We start from the raw sequence: 16,558 nt of genomic DNA, 5'->3' as shown, positions 1-16,558 counted from the left end.
ACCTCATGCCTTATCTCCGAGAATTATTCTCGGAGCGATCATCATTGACTTCAGCTCATCCAGAAGGAGCTTGAAGGCGTAGCTCATCTCAACCTTGTGGATGTTGCTCTCATCATCGCAAATATGGCAGTAGGCTGTGTTTCTTCTGTAGTCATAGGTTGCCACATGCCCGCAGTTTCCGCAGACCCACACCTCTACTTTGTCGGACTCCTCAAGGAGCCTATCTTTTAGCAACAGAGCCGCGCCGTGTCCGATTAAAACATCCCTCTCCATCTCTCCGAACCTGAGACCTCCCTTTCTCGCCCTCCCCTCGGTTGGCTGCCTCGTGAGAACCTGCACCGGCCCGCGGCTTCTTGCGTGAATCTTGCTCGAGACCATGTGGTAGAGCTTCTGGTAGTAGATGACTCCAACGAAAATATCCACGAGGTATCTTCTGCCAGTAATTCCGTCGTACATGACTTCCTTGCCTGTGTGGCTGAAACCGTATTTTTTGAGCGTTGCCCTCAAATCCTCCTCACTCTCACCGTGGAAGAGTGAGCCGTCAACCCTTCTTCCCTCGAGGCTGCCGACCTTCCCTCCAATCATCTCTAGAACGTGTCCGACTGTCATCCTTGAGGGGATGGCGTGGGGGTTGATTATCAAGTCGGGAACGATTCCTGACTCGGTGAAGGGCATGTCCTCCTCAGGAACCAGCAGCCCAACAACTCCCTTCTGACCGTGTCTTGATGCGAACTTATCACCAAGCTCCGGAATTCTCAAATCTCTAACCCTTACCTTGGCGAGCTTTGAGCCGCCTTCTGACTGCATCAGGAAAACGGCGTCAACAACACCCTTTTCGTTACTTCTCATGGTTACAGACGTCTCTCTTCTCTTCTGCGGGGAAATCCCAAGCTCCGTCGGCTCTTCAAGGAATCTCGGAGGGGAGGTTCTGCCTATGAGCACGTCATCAGGCCCTACTTCAGTTTCGGGGAAGATTAGTCCATCCTCATCAAGATGCGCGTAAGCTTCTGCACCCCTGAAGCCTGAAATATCAGCTCCGGGTATTTCAAACTTGTCCTCCTGACCACCGGGATATCTCATTTCCTCAGATTCGTAAGTTCTGTAGAAGAAGCTCCTTCCAAGGCCTCTCTCAACGCTTCCCTTGTTCATTATGAGTGCATCTTCGATGTTGTAACCTTCGTAGCTGAGAACTGCCACAACGAAATTCTGCCCCGCAGGTCTTTCATCAAATTTTATCTCTACCTGCGTGTCTGTTGTGACGATGGGAACCTGCGGGTGCTGCATCAGGTGCCCTCTTGTATCCGTTCTCCACGCGAGGTTGGAGTACGGAATTCCGAGGCTCTGCTTTATCATAGCCGCTCCCATCGTGTTTCTCGGAGATGCGTTGTGCTCCGCATATGGAATGCTGCCGGTACAGATTCCAACGATAAGCGAGGGGTCGAGCTCCAGGTGGGTGTGCTCAGGAGTGAGCTCATGCTCGTAAACGGCAACGTACGCGTTCTCCTCCTCTTCAGCGTCAAGGTACTCAATCAGCCCCTGCCTGACAAGGTCCTCAATCGTCAGCTCCCCCTTCTTGATTTTTTCGATGTGCTCCGGCGTTACGAGGGGCTTACCGTCTTTGACAACAATCAGCGGCCTCCTTGCCCTTCCTGCATCTGTGTTTATTCTCACCTCGTTTGAGTCGGGATAGTAAACAACATTAACCTGATTGGAAATTCTGCCCTTTCTTCTCAGCTCTCGGATTTTATTTGCAAGCTCCTCCCCATTATCGTGAAATCCTACAAGGGCACCGTTGATGTAAACCCTACACTTCCTCATTCACTCACCCCTTATCGGCTCGACACCAAGCCTGAAAACAACCTTCTTTATCTCGTTCTCATCCGTTCCAACGCTTACTTCAGCGTATTCGGCGAAGTTCTTGACGAGACCACAGTTGGGGCCTTCGGGAGTCTCACTTGGGCATATCCTGCCCCACTGCGTGGGGTGGAGGTCTCTTGCCTCGAAGTGGGGCTGGGACCTTGAGAGAGGGGATACGACTCTTCTCAGGTGGGAGATGACGGAAATGTAGTTGTGTCTGTCGATTAGCTGCGAAACACCCGTCCTGCCACCAACCCAGTTTCCGGTTGCCATCGGGTGCATGAGTCTGTCCGTCAGAACGTCGCTTCTCACGGCTGTTGACATCTTCAACGGCCTTCCTCTGATCTTCGCCCTCTCAAGCTGGTACTTCACGTCTTTAATCAGCCTCAGAAAAGCAACTCTGAAAATCTCCTCCATGAGGTCTCCTGCAAGCTTCAACCTCTTGTTGGCGTAGTGGTCTTTGTCATCTTCTCTCTTGTAGCCGAGGTAAAGCTCGAAAACGGCTTCAGCCATCCTTGCGAGGAAGAAGGCCTTTGCCCTCCTCGATTCCTTGTCCGTCCCAAGGTGGGGGAGGAAGTACTGGTCGAGAACCTGCTCGGCCCTCTGATACCTGTACTCTCTGCTCTGACCCGGAGCAACCCTCTTCCCTATGTACTCTATCGCCTCTTCCTGGCTACCAACATCCGAGTCCTCGATGTTCTGGAGCATGTACTTCATTATTTCGGGGTTGGTGCTCACCATCTCCACGATTTCCTGGTCGGTTTCAACTCCAAGGGCCCTCATCAGCGTGACGAACTTAATTGGCTTGGGGAGCTGGGGGAAAGTAACCTCCAAGATGTTGTTTCTCCCCCTTTCTACCACAATAAGCGCTCTGTAGCCCGCCCTCTGAGAGAAGCACTTTGCCAGCTCTACCATTTCACCGTACTTCTCCTCCCTTTCAAGCAGAATCTTGTTCGGGGAGAGGTCTTCGAGTGTTACGAGAGCCCTTTCCGTTCCGTTAATTATGAAGTAACCACCGGGGTCATAGGGGTCTTCACCTGCAATGCAGAGCTTTTCCTCATAACTGAGGGACTGGAGGTTGTTCACCTTTCTCGCCCTTTCGAGAACAGCGTCGATAAAAGAGGGATTGAGGTTGCAGATTTTGGACTTTACCATTACCGGAAGCATTCCGATTTGCACAATTTCCGTTTCGAGGGGTTTGCCCTCATCATAAACGGTGCACTCAAGGTAAATGGGCGCAGCGTAGTTGAGATTTCTAAGCCTTGCATCTGCTGGAAGTAAAGGCATAGTCGTCCCCTCAGCCTCTTTGATTATGGGCGTGCCCACCTTGATCCTTCCCAGCTCCACGTAAGTGTCGGGAATGTCGAGCTCAATCACTCCCTGCTCATCAATCACTCTCTGAAGCCCCTCATCTATGAACCTGTTGAAGGAATCTATCTGATGTTTCACCAATCTTTCATGGGTAAAGTACGCCCTAGCCAAAACACGAGTGTCGAGCATGTCATCTCACCTTTCTCTTTTTGCAGATTTCATCATACAACCAATCTGTAAAAAACACTCTCCCCTGCAGTTAAACTTTTCCTTGTTATTTTTACAATATCCCCGGGTTTTGCTCCGATCTCCTTTGCTATTGGATCGTCTGCCTTAATTTTCGGAAGCTGCTCTTTCCCGATTCCCAGTATCTTCAAAAGCTCTTCTGCCTCCTCTTTACTCAAAACTTCATGCTTCGGAACGAGCATGTGGTCCTGCAGCTTGAACTTCATGTTGATCCTCCTATTTTTAAATACGGGCTCGACGGGATTTGAACCCGCGACCGACGGGTTAAAAGCCCGTCGCTCTGCCTGGCTGAGCTACGAGCCCTCATCCATTAGCGATGGTGAGGATTTAAATCTTTTTCGTGCTCTAAAGATACAAGCAAAGGACAGATATATTTATCGGTGCATTCGAGATTTGCGGGGAAAAGGCATGTACGCCATTGAAGTGGAGAATCTGGTGAAAAAGTTCGGGGATTTTGAAGCTGTTAGGGGTGTAAGCTTCAAGGTTAAAAGGGGTGAAATCTTCGCTTTTCTCGGCCCCAACGGGGCTGGGAAAACAACGACGGTTCACATTCTCACAACACTGCTCAAGCCCACCTCGGGGAAAGCTTTTGTCGCAGGCCTTGATGTGGTGAGGGAGGCAAGGGAGGTGAGGAGGAGAATAGGAATAGTCTTTCAGGACCCAAGCGTTGACAGAGATTTGACAGCATACGAGAACATGCTGGTTCATGGTGGCGTTTACGGATTGAAGGGAAAGGAGCTTAAGGAGAAAATAGAGAGGCTCTTGAAGTTCGTTGAGCTCTGGGAGTTCAGAGATAAGCTCGTCAAGTACTTCAGCGGGGGGATGCAGAGAAGGCTGGAGATAGCGAGGTCTCTGCTGCACCATCCCGAAGTGCTCTTCCTCGATGAGCCGACTATTGGCTTAGACCCGCAAACAAGAGCTCACGTCTGGAGCTACATTGAGGCCATGAAGGAGGAGCAGGACATGACGATATTTCTCACAACCCACTACATGGAGGAGGCTGAGAAGCTTGCGGACAGAGTTGCTATAATCGACCACGGGAGAATTATTGCGGAGGGAAGCGTTGAGGAGCTTAAAAGGCTCGTGGGGAGCGATGTTGTTTACCTTAAAGTGGAAAACGGGGCGGAGTGCTTTGAGACGGGTTTGGGCAACTGCGTCGTTTTGCCGGATGGAAGAATCAGAATAGACGTCTCCAACGCGAGCGAGGCGATACCAAAAATTTTCGAGATTGCAAGAGAGAAGGGCGTCAGGATTTTGGAGGTTACATACCACAGACCCACGCTCAACGATGTGTTTCTCCACCTCACGGGAAGGGAAATAAGGGATGAGGGTGGTGAGCTGAGAAAAGCGATTATCAGGGCTAGAATGAGGAGATAAAGATGAGAGCGTTTGAAATCATGGTTTACAGGCAGATAAAGCGATTTTTGAGGGCGAGGTCGAGGGTGGCTGGGATGATTATAAACCCCCTTGTCTGGCTAACGTTCTTCGGCATCGGGTGGAGCCGAGCTTTCAGAGACCCGAGCATTTTCGGAGGCGTTGACTACCTCACCTACCTTTCTCCTGGCATATTTGCCATGACCGTTTTCAACCAGAGCTTCGTTAGCGGAATAAGCGTGATATGGGATAGAGAGTTTGGGTTTCTCAAGGAGGTGCTTGTAGCTCCCGCATCGAGAAAGGAGACGATAGCAGGCAGAATTTTTGGCGATTCGGCGGTCGCCACACTTCAGGGAGCGATAATACTAGCTCTCACCTTTTTCATTGCAAGGATAAACATATTCGGTGTGATTCCCGCTCTCGGAGTAGGTTTTGTTCTTGCGGTAGCGTTCTCCAGCTTCGGGGTCAGCATCGCAGCCAGGATGAGGAGCATGGAGGGATTTCAGATGATAATGGCTCTCGTGATGCTCCCCCTGATATTCCTCAGTGGGGCGATTTACCCCATCGCCTTCATGCCCGCCTGGATGAAGGTCTTGGCTCTCCTAAATCCTCTAACGTACGCCGTAGAATCTTCGAGAGTTCTGCTTACGGGAGTCAGCGGGATTTTCCCCTTAGACCAAAGCCTGCTGATACTTCTGTCACTCACAGCGTTGATGCTGTACGTGGCGATGGTCTCATTCGAGAGGAGCACCGTGGAGTAAAATTAATTAACTCTTCGCCTCAATCACCCCATGCTGCCGCCGTGGCTCAGCTGGCAGAGCGGGTGACTTGTAATCACCAGGTCGCGGGTTCAAATCCCGCCGGCGGCTTTCCTGATAATTTTAAACTTCATGTATTTTCAGTTAGGGCACAGCACTGCCCGCTGTTGAAGTTTTTACAGGTGTGATGCAGAATTCTCACCACAACCGCTCAAAACGCCTTTCCGGTAGCCCGTGTAGCATTTACTATTTAGGATACATGGAATGGTGCTGTTTTATGAAGTTCTCACGATCTCCATTTTCAGGAGACTTCCATTCTTACAGAGGATGTTGAACAAGTCGCAGGCGAAATCGAAGACTTGCTTTCAATCTCCATTTTCAGGAGCCTCCCTTTCTTACACCTCTGTTGCGGTCCACTTGTGTCCACACCCCTGCAGTCTTTCAATCTCCATTTTCAGGAGCCTCCCTTTCTTACACAACCGTAAGGTTCAAGCAGCAGGCCCGCTTCGAGGGCTTTCAATCTCCATTTTCAGGAGCCTCCCTTTCTTACCCGATTATAAGAGAAATCCAAGCCCAGTTCAACGACATCTTTCAATCTCCATTTTCAGGAGCCTCCCTTTCTTACGGATGGGGCATATGACTCAGATGGCAGGCCAAGCAACCTTTCAATCTCCATTTTCAGGAGCCTCCCTTTCTTACCCTTCCCCACTACCACTACCCGAACTTCTCTTTTGCATCTTTCAATCTCCATTTTCAGGAGCCTCCCTTTCTTACGCTGAAATTATACCGCATTACTACCACCCCTATTTTGCACTTTCAATCTCCATTTTCAGGAGCCTCCCTTTCTTACAAGCCGCCTAAACTCTCGCCCATCTGCTGATAGCTCCTTTCAATCTCCATTTTCAGGAGCCTCCCTTTCTTACAGAGATATATGAGAAAGAGGGAAGTGAGAAAGCATTTACTTTCAATCTCCATTTTCAGGAGCCTCCCTTTCTTACTTGGTTTGGAGAAGAGGTGATATGAATGGGTCGTGATTCTTTCAATCTCCATTTTCAGGAGCCTCCCTTTCTTACTAAAGGAAAAGGATGAATTTCATCAGGTGATATGACTTTCAATCTCCATTTTCAGGAGCCTCCCTTTCTTACCGAATCGATCGCTGATACTCTCAAGGATACGAAAATATCTTTCAATCTCCATTTTCAGGAGCCTCCCTTTCTTACTTGTTAAGAAGGTTCTTGAGTATGAATCTGATGCATTCTTTCAATCTCCATTTTCAGGAGCCTCCCTTTCTTACCCATCAAACCACCTCACTCAAGATATTTTGCATGTATCCTTTCAATCTCCATTTTCAGGAGCCTCCCTTTCTTACAAGATGGTTGCCAAGTCACCAAACTTGGTGGCTGCACTTTCAATCTCCATTTTCAGGAGCCTCCCTTTCTTACCCCTAACTTCGGAAATTCCAGGCAATGATGAGATTATTGCTTTCAATCTCCATTTTCAGGAGCCTCCCTTTCTTACAGCTTCCTGCAGAGGTAGTGTGGAGATGCAGATAAAATCTTTCAATCTCCATTTTCAGGAGCCTCCCTTTCTTACGTGGGTTCTGATTCAAATAATATGTATCAGGAATTTATCTTTCAATCTCCATTTTCAGGAGCCTCCCTTTCTTACACGTCTCCCTGATAAATTTGGCCGTCAATGTTTACTGCTTTCAATCTCCATTTTCAGGAGCCTCCCTTTCTTACGCGGCAACCTCAGTTGGTGCACCAGTTGTGGTATCAGTTCTTTCAATCTCCATTTTCAGGAGCCTCCCTTTCTTACTTCTCCGAGATAAGCATCGCCCTGATAAATCAGATATTCTTTCAATCTCCATTTTCAGGAGCCTCCCTTTCTTACACATACTATACGGATGAGTTCACAAAAGAGCTGATATCTTTCAATCTCCATTTTCAGGAGCCTCCCTTTCTTACATCCAGCTCCTCGTCCTTGATTACAACACCTCTGATAATCTTTCAATCTCCATTTTCAGGAGCCTCCCTTTCTTACCTCAGCGTTATCGAGGATATGGAGAGTGGGGAGAGGGACTTTCAATCTCCATTTTCAGGAGCCTCCCTTTCTTACTCTCGGCATTTCAACGAGGACGCTGTACGAGAGGATGACTTTCAATCTCCATTTTCAGGAGCCTCCCTTTCTTACGCAATTTCAAGCAAGAAGATAGGGGGTAAGGAGTATATCTTTCAATCTCCATTTTCAGGAGCCTCCCTTTCTTACAGAATTTACTCGCATCGTTGCCACCAGAACAGCTTGCTTTCAATCTCCATTTTCAGGAGCCTCCCTTTCTTACTTGTTATGAAGGCGGTTAAAATAAACGGTGTAGATTTCTTTCAATCTCCATTTTCAGGAGCCTCCCTTTCTTACTTTCCAATTCAAAAAACCAAATGAATACAGCGATTTCCTTTCAATCTCCATTTTCAGGAGCCTCCCTTTCTTACAGATAGTTGGACATCACTATTCCTAAGTTCAGCACGACGTTCTTTCAATCTCCATTTTCAGGAGCCTCCCTTTCTTAGGAGATGAACGATGCCTTAACCGACCTGAGCGAGACCTTTCAATCTCCATTTTCAGGAGCCTCCCTTTCTTACGAAGTAGTCTGTGCAGATTGCGGCGAAATAGTCCAAACTTTCAATCTCCATTTTCAGGAGCCTCCCTTTCTTACCCAAATCCGGCTTTGAAGCAGGCATGAACATGTTGACATCTTTCAATCTCCATTTTCAGGAGCCTCCCTTTCTTACCCCAGTGTGCTTCAAGAAACTGGACAGTGATATTGAAGGCTTTCAATCTCCATTTTCAGGAGCCTCCCTTTCTTACTTGCAAGGGTGCAATGTGTTCTCCTGTGCCTGTTAGACCTTTCAATCTCCATTTTCAGGAGCCTCCCTTTCTTACAGAAAAAGGCCGAAATTGTGCAGGGGTTACCTGAAGCTTTCAATCTCCATTTTCAGGAATACGGCAGCTTAATCCTGTCCGAGTAGGTCTTAGTTCAGGGGTTACCTGAAGCTTTCAATCTCCATTTTCAGGAGCCTCCCTTTCTTACAATTATGTCAGCAATTGTCTTACCCTGGCCCTGCAGAGCCTTTCAATCTCCATTTTCAGGAGCCTCCCTTTCTTACGGAGATTAAGAAGGTTAAGGAGGAAGTGCAAAAGATCTTTCAATCTCCATTTTCAGGAGCCTCCCTTTCTTACTGGACGCAAAGCCATCCGATTTCATCAGGGCAAGCGAGACTTTCAATCTCCATTTTCAGGAGCCTCCCTTTCTTACAACCCAGGTTACAATGTTGACCGTATAGGAGTTATAGACTTTCAATCTCCATTTTCAGGAGCCTCCCTTTCTTACGCGTTCCCCTTCAACCGTGTGTTTCCGGTCCCTCCTGCTTTCAATCTCCATTTTCAGGAGCCTCCCTTTCTTATTGATGTTAATGCGTTATATAATTTTATTTGGAGAATAGCTTTCAATCTCCATTTTCAGGAGCCTCCCTTTCTTACCCTCCCTAAAATCCCTCCATTCACCTAATATTTAAAGTTAACTGCCCCCTTCTCCCGCCCATTGCAGCATACCTCAAAACTAACACTGTATTTATAAAGGGATGCCGGAGCAGTTTGCGGAATAGGATAGCTTCGTTAACCCAACAGCCAATTCTTAAAACTAACCCACAATTTTTCACCACCCAAAACTTTCCATTCTCTATCAAAACTCACGAAATCCCTCCATTCATTTTGGACTTTCTTGACAATCAAAAAATAATTAGTTTAAATCTTAAACTATTCGGGCATCACTTCCTTTGTATCGTGTGGAAAACTATAAGTATGGCTATGCCTAATTAATTCATGGTTTACTTTCTTAACGAGCTGGAGCATAAGTTTCTCACCCTTGAGCTAAGGCCAAGAATCAGGCAGAATCCCGTTCCTGAGGAGCTCAGAGGGTGGAACTGGCATTCTCCTCCGCTCAAGCCCTACTACAATGTTAAGCTCCCCATGTACCTCATCTGCAGCAGATACTGCCCTACGTCGAGGGATGTTTATCTCACAATGGTTGAGAAGGTGAGGGGAGAGGAGAGCTTTCCTGTTTCTCTCGGTAAAGCCATTCACGAAGCTGTTGCAAAAGCTATAAGAGAGGCGAAGAGTAAGAATTTCTCTGCAGAGCCTCCGAATTACGATAACGAGATGATTAATGTTGCAGTTAAAGCAGTATGGGAATACACCATGTCCCTGTGCCAATCATCCTACCTCAAGGTCAGGTCTGAACAACCCTACGCCACCGAAGAGGGCGTTCTTCTCACGTCCATGCCTTTTCTCGTTGAGCACAGAATGGATGGCTCCCTTCTCGGCTGCAGCGGGCTGATATCAGTTGATTGCTACGACTATCTCAGAAACGTCGTTTTCGATTTGAAAGTTGGGGAGTTCAATGAAGAAATGAGGCTCTACACCACCGGCTACGCTCTCGTTCTCGAAAGCATTCACGAGATTCCTGTTGATGTGGGCTGTATAATCTCCATCACATTCAACGGTGAGAGAATGAGAGTCAGCAAGGACCTCCATTACATCGACGCAAATCTGAGAAGCTGGTGGATTGAGGAGAGGGACAGAAAGGCTGAAATCGTTTTTAATGAGGCTGATCCGGGAGTGGCGAAGAGCTGCAGCAGTAACTGCCTGTTTAATGCCTTTTGCCTATGAGGCTCGTTGTCGATGGCTTTGGAAAGTATCTTGGAATTGAAAACGGGCTGATTGTCGTTAAGGAGAAGGGCAAGGCATTGAGGAAAGTCAGACCTGAGGACCTGAAGCAGGTTCTGATTATCGGGAAAGCAGCAATAAGCAGCGATGCTATCAAGCTATTGCTCAAAAATCGAGTGGACGTGGTTTTTCTCGATTTCAATGGCGAAATTCTCGGAAGGCTGAGCCATCCTCTGATTGGCACAGCAAAAACGAGAAGAGAGCAGTATCTTGCATACGGCGATAAAAGAGGAGTTCATCTGGCGAAGGAGTTCATCAAAGCAAAGATGGCCAACCAAATGGCCATTCTTACAAATCTTGCTAAGGCAAGGAAAGATTCGAATCCGGAAGTAGCTGAATCGCTCCTGAAGGCTAAGAAGGAAATAGATGCTTGTCTGAACGAACTGGATGGCGTGGAGGCAGAGATGATCGACAAAGTGAGGGAAAGATTGCTCGGAATTGAGGGTAAAGCTTCGAAACATTACTGGGATGCTATATCTCTCGTTATTCCGGAGGAGTATCGGTTTAACGGAAGGAGAGGGATTGAAATCGGAAGTCCGAGATATGCCAAGGATATTGTGAACGCTATGCTCAACTACGGCTATTCTATACTGCTTGCCGAATGTGTCAAGGCTGTTGAGCTTGCGGGTCTTGATCCTTATGCAGGTTTTCTTCATGTGGACGTCTCAGGAAGAAGCTCCCTCGCCATAGACTTAATGGAGAACTTCAGGCAGCAGGTTGTTGACAGAGTGGTGCTGAGGCTCATTTCTTACAGGCAGATTAAGCCCGAGGACTGCGAGAAGAGAAATATGGTCTGCCAGCTGAGCGATAATGCGAGGAGACTTCTATTAGCAAGTCTGCTTGAAAGATTGGACTCAAAAACGCAATACAGGGGTAGAAACCTTGCATACTCCTCCATTATCCTCCTGCACGCCAGAGATGTTGTTGCTTTTCTAAGAGGAGAGAGGAGGTATGAGGGGTTTGTTCAGAAGTGGTAAAATGGATGTTAGCGACATAGTTCAGTATCTTTATTGCCCGAGGAAGCTTTATTTTTTAAAAATAGCAGGGATAAGGATTTCTAAGCCGAAAATGGAGGAGGGAAAGGCTGCGCAGGAAGAGGCGAGGGGAAAGCTGAGGAGCTTTGCCAGAAAGTTGAAAGGAGAGCTTTTAACGTCGGTTTATCTTGAGAGCAAAAGATATGGGCTGAAGGGTGTGCTCGACGCTCTTGTGATTGTTGATGGAGGGGCCTTTCCCGTTGACGTGAAGCTGACGAGATTTCAGTCCATCACCTACGCATGGAAGATGCAGCTAACTGCCTACGCCCTGCTTGTTGAGGAGAACTACGCAGTTGAGGTGAGGAAGGGTTATCTCTTTCTTCTCAATCAGGGAAAATTTGTGGAGGTCAGCATATCTCCTGATGACAGGAAAGCACTTTTAAGGATAATAAAGGAAATAGAGAGGCTGATTGAGGAAGAAAAGTATCCCAGAACGTCCAAATCGAAAAAGTGCGGTTACTGCGAAGTTAGGGAGTTCTGCGTTTAGCTGCTTGGGAGTTGTGAGCCATTAAACGAACTCCACTCCCTTCTCCTTTACAAGCTCAACTCCCGTGTTGCTGATTACAATTGCGGTGGAGGAGCAGCGCTGGCAGAGAGGGATGATGAAGATGCAGTCCCTATCATCCCTCACAAATTTTCCCACCTGCCTCGCCAGAACCTCTCTGTCGTTGGGATTCAGCTCTCCACGGAAGGCTGAATACTGCACCCTCTGCAATCCAAACTTTTCGAGGAGCTTTGCCAGCCTTGCCCTACTGCCATCATCGCTTATGTCGTAAACGACGAGGTGGAGCATAGCTTAATTATAAGCAGAGGTTAAAAAACCTACTTTAAATAGAACTCGCTGAACTCCTCCACCACTCTTCCGAAGGGTGTTTTGTTACCTCCTCTGTTCAAAGCTGCTGAGCTGTAATCTGCGGCGATTAAAACGAGAAGGTTCAGGTAGCAAAGCCTCTTCAATTTGCTGCTGTCCATCGCATTTCTCCACACCTCTCTTACTATTTCGCCTTTAACGTATCCTGTTAAATTTGCGGTTCCTTTTTCTTTTACTTCCTCCAAAGCCGCCTTCAAAGCTTTCTTCTCTTTATCCTCCAGAAAACGCTTAACTTCGCTGTAGAGAACATCGAGAAGCTTTAACCCTGCTTTTATGTTACTTCCTGCCTCTGGCTCCCTCATCCGAATGTTCATAGCGTGGTGATGGAAGAAGATTGAAAAATTGCAGATTTTTCTGAGTTCAGAAAGAGCTTCGTAGTTCTCAATTTCGCTTTTGATTAATCTGCGGGCGAAAACGTCGAAAATGTAGGTGGAGAAATACTCATGCCCTCTGAAGCTCATGTATCCATATCCCTTTTTAATCTGAAAGAAAACCTTCCCCGTATCGTGGAAAATAATGGCAAGCTTCACCGCCCTCTCAAATTCGGGGCTTAGCTTTTTTCCGTATTTTACCAGCTTTGAGTTCTCTGCCGAGTCCAGCAGTTTGAGGGCAGTAGCTACATGCTCCTCAAGCGTCTCCCTTCTGGCATTCTCATTGTAGAAGCTGTATATCCTCATCTTTTCACCAGCCCCATCTCGCTGTCATAATCTCCGTCAACAACAAATGCGGCTATTGACTTCCTAATCATGTCTCTGAGAAGGGCTTTGGGGGAGCTGAGATTGCATTTTAACTTTTCAGCGCTAACGAATTCATCTGAAACTATGCAGCCATAAACCTTGAAGTTCTTGAAAGTTTCAAAGGATACTGGAACCTTCGAGGACCTTCTTTTTTCCTCAATAACGCTGTAAGGAACTACTGGTATTATAAACGAGTCTCTGACGAAGCTACCTTCCAGCTCAAAGAATTTTTCAACCGCTGAATTGATGTTTTCGAAGTTCATCAGTATCCTTCTCAAATCATTCACGCCCCTTTCGTCAACCTCAAATTCCCCATACACGTCAAGCAATCTGTCGTAATCAACGTGCACGCTGAAGTTTTTCATCTCTGCGAGTTTTTCAAGCGTTAGAGCGGTAAGACTGTAGTCGTAAACCTTGTACCTGTCATCTTTCCAGCGAGCAAGCTCTCCTCTGTCATCCACCTCATACCAGATGTAAACTTCCCCCTCCCTTTCCCCATACCTCAGAAATCTTCCGAGGCGCTGGATTAAAGAGCTGGCAGGAGCAATTTCTGTTATGAATAAGTTGGATGAGATGTCCACTCCCGCCTCTATCACCTGAGTTGTCACGATTACAAATTTTTCCGATTTTTTCATCTCTGCGAGCAGCTCAGCCTTTTTCTCCCTATCCATTTCGCTGAATCTTGAATGAAGGAGGAGCTTTTTAAACTCGGGAATCTTTTCCTTTATATTGTTGTAAAAGTAAACAGCATCGCCAATTGTGTTAAAAACCACTGTGATTTTTGAGAACTTCTTCGATCCTTCCAGCAGGATCCTCTCCAGACTTCCAAACTTCTCAACCGATGCCAGAGCAATCAAATTAATACGGTATTTTTTCTTTCTTCTTTCTTCAACGAATTTTCTGTCGAACGACTCATTAAACTCTACCATACACACATCGGGATTAAACTCCTTTATTCTTTTCTTTAGCGCTTCGGGTATTGTTGCGGACATCAGGACGAGCTTCTGGTCATTATCAATCGCAGCATGCATGAGGGCAAAGAGGAAATTGAGAGATTTGGTTGAGTCTGCGAGAAGATGCACCTCATCAAGAACGATGTTGGATAAAGCCACCGAGGCCTGAGAAAAAAGATAATGGCCGAGAGAGCCCGAAGATGTGCCATCCCAGTATTTTACCGCCTTATCAAGGTCTTCTGGAGGAATGCCGAAGAGTGTCAGGGCAAGGGTGTCGATGGTTGTTAGGGTGACGGGCTTAATCAGGTAAGGGGAGTCGGGGTTGTGCATGTACCTCTTTCCTAATTTGTTGCCAAACAGGCCCTTAAACTTGTTATACTGGTCCTCAAGGAGCGTTCTGAGCGGGAAAGCTATTATTGATTTAAGCTCCTCTTGTAAAGAGTATGCAGCAATAGTGGCAGAAATCGTGGACTTTCCGTAGCCTGTTGGAGCTTCTATGACGAAGATGTTCCTGTCCCAGTTTTTTTCAATTTCTCTGATGGCGTTGGCGATGAAGGGTCTTTCGTCTCTGCCTCCAAACCATTTTTCCACAATCTCCCCGTAGATTTCGGATAGCGTTACCATGCTACCTCTTTCACAATGTTGAGATACTGACCTGCCCTTTTCTTCTCCCTTCCGTCACTGCTGTTCTTGAGCTTCGAGTGTGCATTGTTGAGCTCCCTCAAAAAACCAAACCATCCCTGCAGGTCGCCAAGAACCACGAACCTGTAGAGCATCTGGATTGCTTTTAGAATGTTGTCAGCCTCGCTGTACTTGTTTTTGGTGCTTAGAATTGCAAGGGCTGAGGGAATTACTCCCTGTGTAATGGCTTTTCGCAACTTCTCAGAGAATTTTAACGGGTCTCTGAAGTACTTTTTGGCTGTTTCGTAAAAAGCTGGATTTCTGTAAACTGTTATGGGTATTTGCTCGTAAATCTTGTAAGTTTGACCTTCGTGGGCAATCTTGAAAAGTGTCAAAGAGATCTTATCCAGATTTTCTGTCTCCATGAGCCTCTGCAGCTCAAGGTTTAGAGTTGTCTCAATCAGCAAAAGCTCGTTAAACGTTGTCCTCCTTAAAAGCTCTCGCAGGCTCTCCCTTACGCTCTCTTTTACCAAGAAAAACTTCTCAGCTAAGGATGGACTGTTTAGCAGCCCTGCAACCTCTTCCGGGGAGAAGAAAAGGAAGTAGTAGTAGCTCTGCTGTTGCTGCCTGACGTTGGTCACGAAAGAGGAGTAGATTCCCAGCAGCGCGAGGAGAGCAACCTCCTTTGAGAGGTAAAAGGTTAGCTGCTGAGAGGTGTAGGGGGTGTCGAGGGAGGAGAAGCCGGTGTATCTGTCAACTTTGAGGAGTTGTGGTGCCGCAATACCGTCGGATTTGCTGTTTATATCCATGAAAACGTCTTTTCCCTTTATATTGAGATGGATTTCCGACTCATCTTTGGTGGAGATTTTATCCCTGTGCTCCTTAAGTAAAGCGATGAGGTCGTAGTAGGTTTTTCTGCTTTTTACCCCACCTATCCCAAAAGTTTCGAAGATTTTGGCGTTAATGTTATCATTTCCAGACATTACAATCCGAATTTCGCCCACTCTTTCATCATCAAAAGTTTCAAGAGCCTTTGAAATGGATTCAATCAAGAGCTCTCCGTTTTCAAACTTTGCAAGCTTTTTTCCAGAGAGGTAAAGAAGGCTTTCGTAAATCAGTTGGCTTAAAAAGGTCGAGTCTGGAGGCAGCGAGAGTTTCACTTTGAGCATCTACCAATCACCACCTCTCCGCCAGCCTCGTAGGCTTTGAAGTCGCCCCCCACCTCTACCAAACATTCGGGCGTTGAAAATATGGAGGTCATAATGGGAATTCTGTAGAGCACCGCCTTCTTCCCAGAGATGTAGCTCATTAGGGGGTTTTCCTTCTCTGAATACTTCACCTCAAAAGGATTCAGATAAACCTCAAACTCCCATCTCTGGCTCAGGATTCCCCTGAGTTCCACACCGTCCTCTGCGGGAAAGCTGTAATCTGTTGAAATAAGACCATCCTTCTGCGTGACCTTCACCTTTTTGACGTCCACAACCGCCACTCTGCTCTCCTTCGAGCCGATTCTGTGTATTTTCCACAGGATTTTCTCCTCTACTGCTTCCTCTTTGAATACGAGGAACCATCTTATTTTTGGAGCCTCATCGTTTAGCGAGGATAAGATGGTTTTCCCTCTTGCGGGGGAGTCGAAGGACTTTGCAAGGTCTTGGGGATTGGGGTAAAGAACACCTGAAGTGATTTTGACAGCGAGAATCCTGTTAATATCTGAATACCTCAGGGGAGTGCAGTTTAAAGCCTTCCAGCCTATGGCAAGCAGATTCTCTCCGAGCTCCGAAATTATCTCCTTTCCCCTCTGCTCTCCAATGCCCTTATCCTTTGCAATAGCCTCTGCAACTGCACCGAGAAAGGTTGTTGGAGGGGGATAGTAAAAGGATGGGGAAGTCTTTGACAGCCCAGCAATCCTCGCCTGAAATCCCCAGACGAATTCAACATCAACGAGATAGCCAATCATTTGCCCGCTCTCTCCTTCGCCTCCTCAATCGCCTCAACCACAACCTCTTCAAAGCTT

The 16,558-nt window shown here is 47.0% G+C and carries 14 protein-coding genes, 2 tRNA genes and 1 CRISPR repeat array; of the genes, 6 read left to right on the top strand and 10 right to left on the bottom strand.

Annotated elements, in window-relative coordinates; translation table 11 throughout:
* Positions 1-3: 3 nt before the first annotated feature.
* From rpoB to AF_RS09465, 4 genes are all read right to left on the bottom strand, one after another.
* Positions 4-1,818, bottom strand: a complete 1,815-nt coding sequence (gene rpoB, locus AF_RS09480; RefSeq protein ID WP_010879380.1) for a DNA-directed RNA polymerase subunit B — start codon at positions 1,816-1,818, stop codon at positions 4-6.
* Positions 1,819-3,357, bottom strand: a complete 1,539-nt coding sequence (locus tag AF_RS09475; RefSeq protein WP_010879379.1) for a DNA-directed RNA polymerase subunit B'' — start codon at positions 3,355-3,357, stop codon at positions 1,819-1,821. It abuts the gene before it with no gap.
* 32 nt (positions 3,358-3,389) lie between these two features.
* Positions 3,390-3,596, bottom strand: a complete 207-nt coding sequence (locus AF_RS09470; RefSeq protein WP_158296894.1) for a DNA-directed RNA polymerase subunit H — start codon at positions 3,594-3,596, stop codon at positions 3,390-3,392.
* A 47-nt stretch (positions 3,597-3,643) separates the two neighbouring features.
* Positions 3,644-3,717, bottom strand: a tRNA-Lys gene (locus tag AF_RS09465).
* 105 nt (positions 3,718-3,822) lie between these two features.
* Here AF_RS09465 and AF_RS09460 point away from each other — a divergent pair.
* The 6 genes from AF_RS09460 to cas4 all read left to right on the top strand — a co-directional run bounded on the left by AF_RS09460 (position 3,823) and on the right by cas4 (position 11,849).
* A complete protein-coding gene (locus AF_RS09460) occupies positions 3,823-4,791 on the top strand; it encodes an ATP-binding cassette domain-containing protein (protein WP_048064482.1) in 969 nt (322 codons plus the stop codon).
* A 2-nt stretch (positions 4,792-4,793) separates the two neighbouring features.
* Entirely contained in the window at positions 4,794-5,549 is a 756-nt protein-coding gene (locus AF_RS09455; protein ID WP_010879376.1) for an ABC transporter permease, read from the top strand.
* A gap of 35 nt (positions 5,550-5,584) precedes the next feature.
* Positions 5,585-5,657: transfer RNA gene (locus AF_RS09450), tRNA-Thr, on the top strand.
* A gap of 174 nt (positions 5,658-5,831) precedes the next feature.
* Positions 5,832-9,083: a CRISPR direct-repeat array (repeat unit 37 nt; unit sequence CTTTCAATCTCCATTTTCAGGAGCCTCCCTTTCTTAC).
* A 342-nt stretch (positions 9,084-9,425) separates the two neighbouring features.
* Positions 9,426-10,271 carry a type I-A CRISPR-associated protein Cas4/Csa1 gene (gene cas4a, locus AF_RS09445; RefSeq protein ID WP_010879372.1) on the top strand — a complete coding sequence of 282 codons (846 nt, stop codon included), beginning with the start codon at positions 9,426-9,428 and terminating at the stop codon, positions 10,269-10,271.
* Positions 10,268-11,305 carry a CRISPR-associated endonuclease Cas1 gene (gene cas1, locus AF_RS09440; protein ID WP_010879371.1) on the top strand — a complete coding sequence of 346 codons (1,038 nt, stop codon included), beginning with the start codon at positions 10,268-10,270 and terminating at the stop codon, positions 11,303-11,305. Before cas4a ends, cas1 begins: the two co-directional genes overlap by 4 nt.
* Positions 11,280-11,849 carry a CRISPR-associated protein Cas4 gene (gene cas4, locus AF_RS09435; protein WP_010879370.1) on the top strand — a complete coding sequence of 190 codons (570 nt, stop codon included), beginning with the start codon at positions 11,280-11,282 and terminating at the stop codon, positions 11,847-11,849. Before cas1 ends, cas4 begins: the two co-directional genes overlap by 26 nt.
* Before the next feature lie 21 nt (positions 11,850-11,870).
* Here the strand turns inward: cas4 and cas2 are convergent, their stop codons facing one another.
* The 6 genes from cas2 to AF_RS13910 are packed head-to-tail and all read right to left on the bottom strand — an operon-like array spanning position 11,871 to position 16,538.
* Entirely contained in the window at positions 11,871-12,155 is a 285-nt protein-coding gene (cas2, locus tag AF_RS09430) for a CRISPR-associated endonuclease Cas2 (RefSeq protein ID WP_010879369.1), read from the bottom strand.
* A gap of 29 nt (positions 12,156-12,184) precedes the next feature.
* Positions 12,185-12,910, bottom strand: a complete 726-nt coding sequence (locus tag AF_RS09425) for a CRISPR-associated endonuclease Cas3'' (protein ID WP_010879368.1) — start codon at positions 12,908-12,910, stop codon at positions 12,185-12,187.
* The gene (gene cas3, locus AF_RS09420; protein ID WP_010879367.1) at positions 12,907-14,547 is read right to left on the bottom strand and encodes a CRISPR-associated helicase Cas3'; all 1,641 of its coding nucleotides are present in this window, start codon (positions 14,545-14,547) and stop codon (positions 12,907-12,909) included. The genes AF_RS09425 and cas3 overlap by 4 nt, the downstream gene beginning before the upstream one ends.
* Complete coding sequence (locus tag AF_RS09415) at positions 14,541-15,713, bottom strand: hypothetical protein (RefSeq protein WP_010879366.1); 1,173 nt, start codon at positions 15,711-15,713, stop codon at positions 14,541-14,543. Before AF_RS09415 ends, cas3 begins: the two co-directional genes overlap by 7 nt.
* On the bottom strand, positions 15,701-16,501 hold the full coding sequence (gene cas5a / locus AF_RS09410) for a type I-A CRISPR-associated protein Cas5a (RefSeq protein ID WP_010879365.1): 801 nt from the start codon (positions 16,499-16,501) through the stop codon (positions 15,701-15,703). The genes AF_RS09415 and cas5a overlap by 13 nt, the downstream gene beginning before the upstream one ends.
* Positions 16,482-16,538, bottom strand: a complete 57-nt coding sequence (locus AF_RS13910; protein WP_372429907.1) for a hypothetical protein — start codon at positions 16,536-16,538, stop codon at positions 16,482-16,484. The genes cas5a and AF_RS13910 overlap by 20 nt, the downstream gene beginning before the upstream one ends.
* Positions 16,539-16,558: the final 20 nt, after the last annotated feature.

This window comes from Archaeoglobus fulgidus DSM 4304 (genome assembly GCF_000008665.1).
In the GTDB taxonomy this organism is placed as follows: domain Archaea; phylum Halobacteriota; class Archaeoglobi; order Archaeoglobales; family Archaeoglobaceae; genus Archaeoglobus; species Archaeoglobus fulgidus.
Note: the sequence above shows the minus strand (reverse complement) of the source record. Positions and strands in the feature narration are given on the sequence as shown.

Coding starts and splice junctions, on each gene's coding strand:
- rpoB (WP_010879380.1), bottom strand. CDS start 1,818: ATGAGGAAGTGTAGGGTTTACATCAACGGTGCCCTTGTAGGATTTCAC.
- AF_RS09475 (WP_010879379.1), bottom strand. CDS start 3,357: ATGCTCGACACTCGTGTTTTGGCTAGGGCGTACTTTACCCATGAAAGA.
- AF_RS09470 (WP_158296894.1), bottom strand. CDS start 3,596: ATGCTCGTTCCGAAGCATGAAGTTTTGAGTAAAGAGGAGGCAGAAGAG.
- AF_RS09460 (WP_048064482.1), top strand. CDS start 3,823: ATGTACGCCATTGAAGTGGAGAATCTGGTGAAAAAGTTCGGGGATTTT.
- AF_RS09455 (WP_010879376.1), top strand. CDS start 4,794: ATGAGAGCGTTTGAAATCATGGTTTACAGGCAGATAAAGCGATTTTTG.
- cas4a (WP_010879372.1), top strand. CDS start 9,426: ATGGTTTACTTTCTTAACGAGCTGGAGCATAAGTTTCTCACCCTTGAG.
- cas1 (WP_010879371.1), top strand. CDS start 10,268: ATGAGGCTCGTTGTCGATGGCTTTGGAAAGTATCTTGGAATTGAAAAC.
- cas4 (WP_010879370.1), top strand. CDS start 11,280: ATGAGGGGTTTGTTCAGAAGTGGTAAAATGGATGTTAGCGACATAGTT.
- cas2 (WP_010879369.1), bottom strand. CDS start 12,155: ATGCTCCACCTCGTCGTTTACGACATAAGCGATGATGGCAGTAGGGCA.
- AF_RS09425 (WP_010879368.1), bottom strand. CDS start 12,910: ATGAGGATATACAGCTTCTACAATGAGAATGCCAGAAGGGAGACGCTT.
- cas3 (WP_010879367.1), bottom strand. CDS start 14,547: ATGGTAACGCTATCCGAAATCTACGGGGAGATTGTGGAAAAATGGTTT.
- AF_RS09415 (WP_010879366.1), bottom strand. CDS start 15,713: ATGCTCAAAGTGAAACTCTCGCTGCCTCCAGACTCGACCTTTTTAAGC.
- cas5a (WP_010879365.1), bottom strand. CDS start 16,501: ATGATTGGCTATCTCGTTGATGTTGAATTCGTCTGGGGATTTCAGGCG.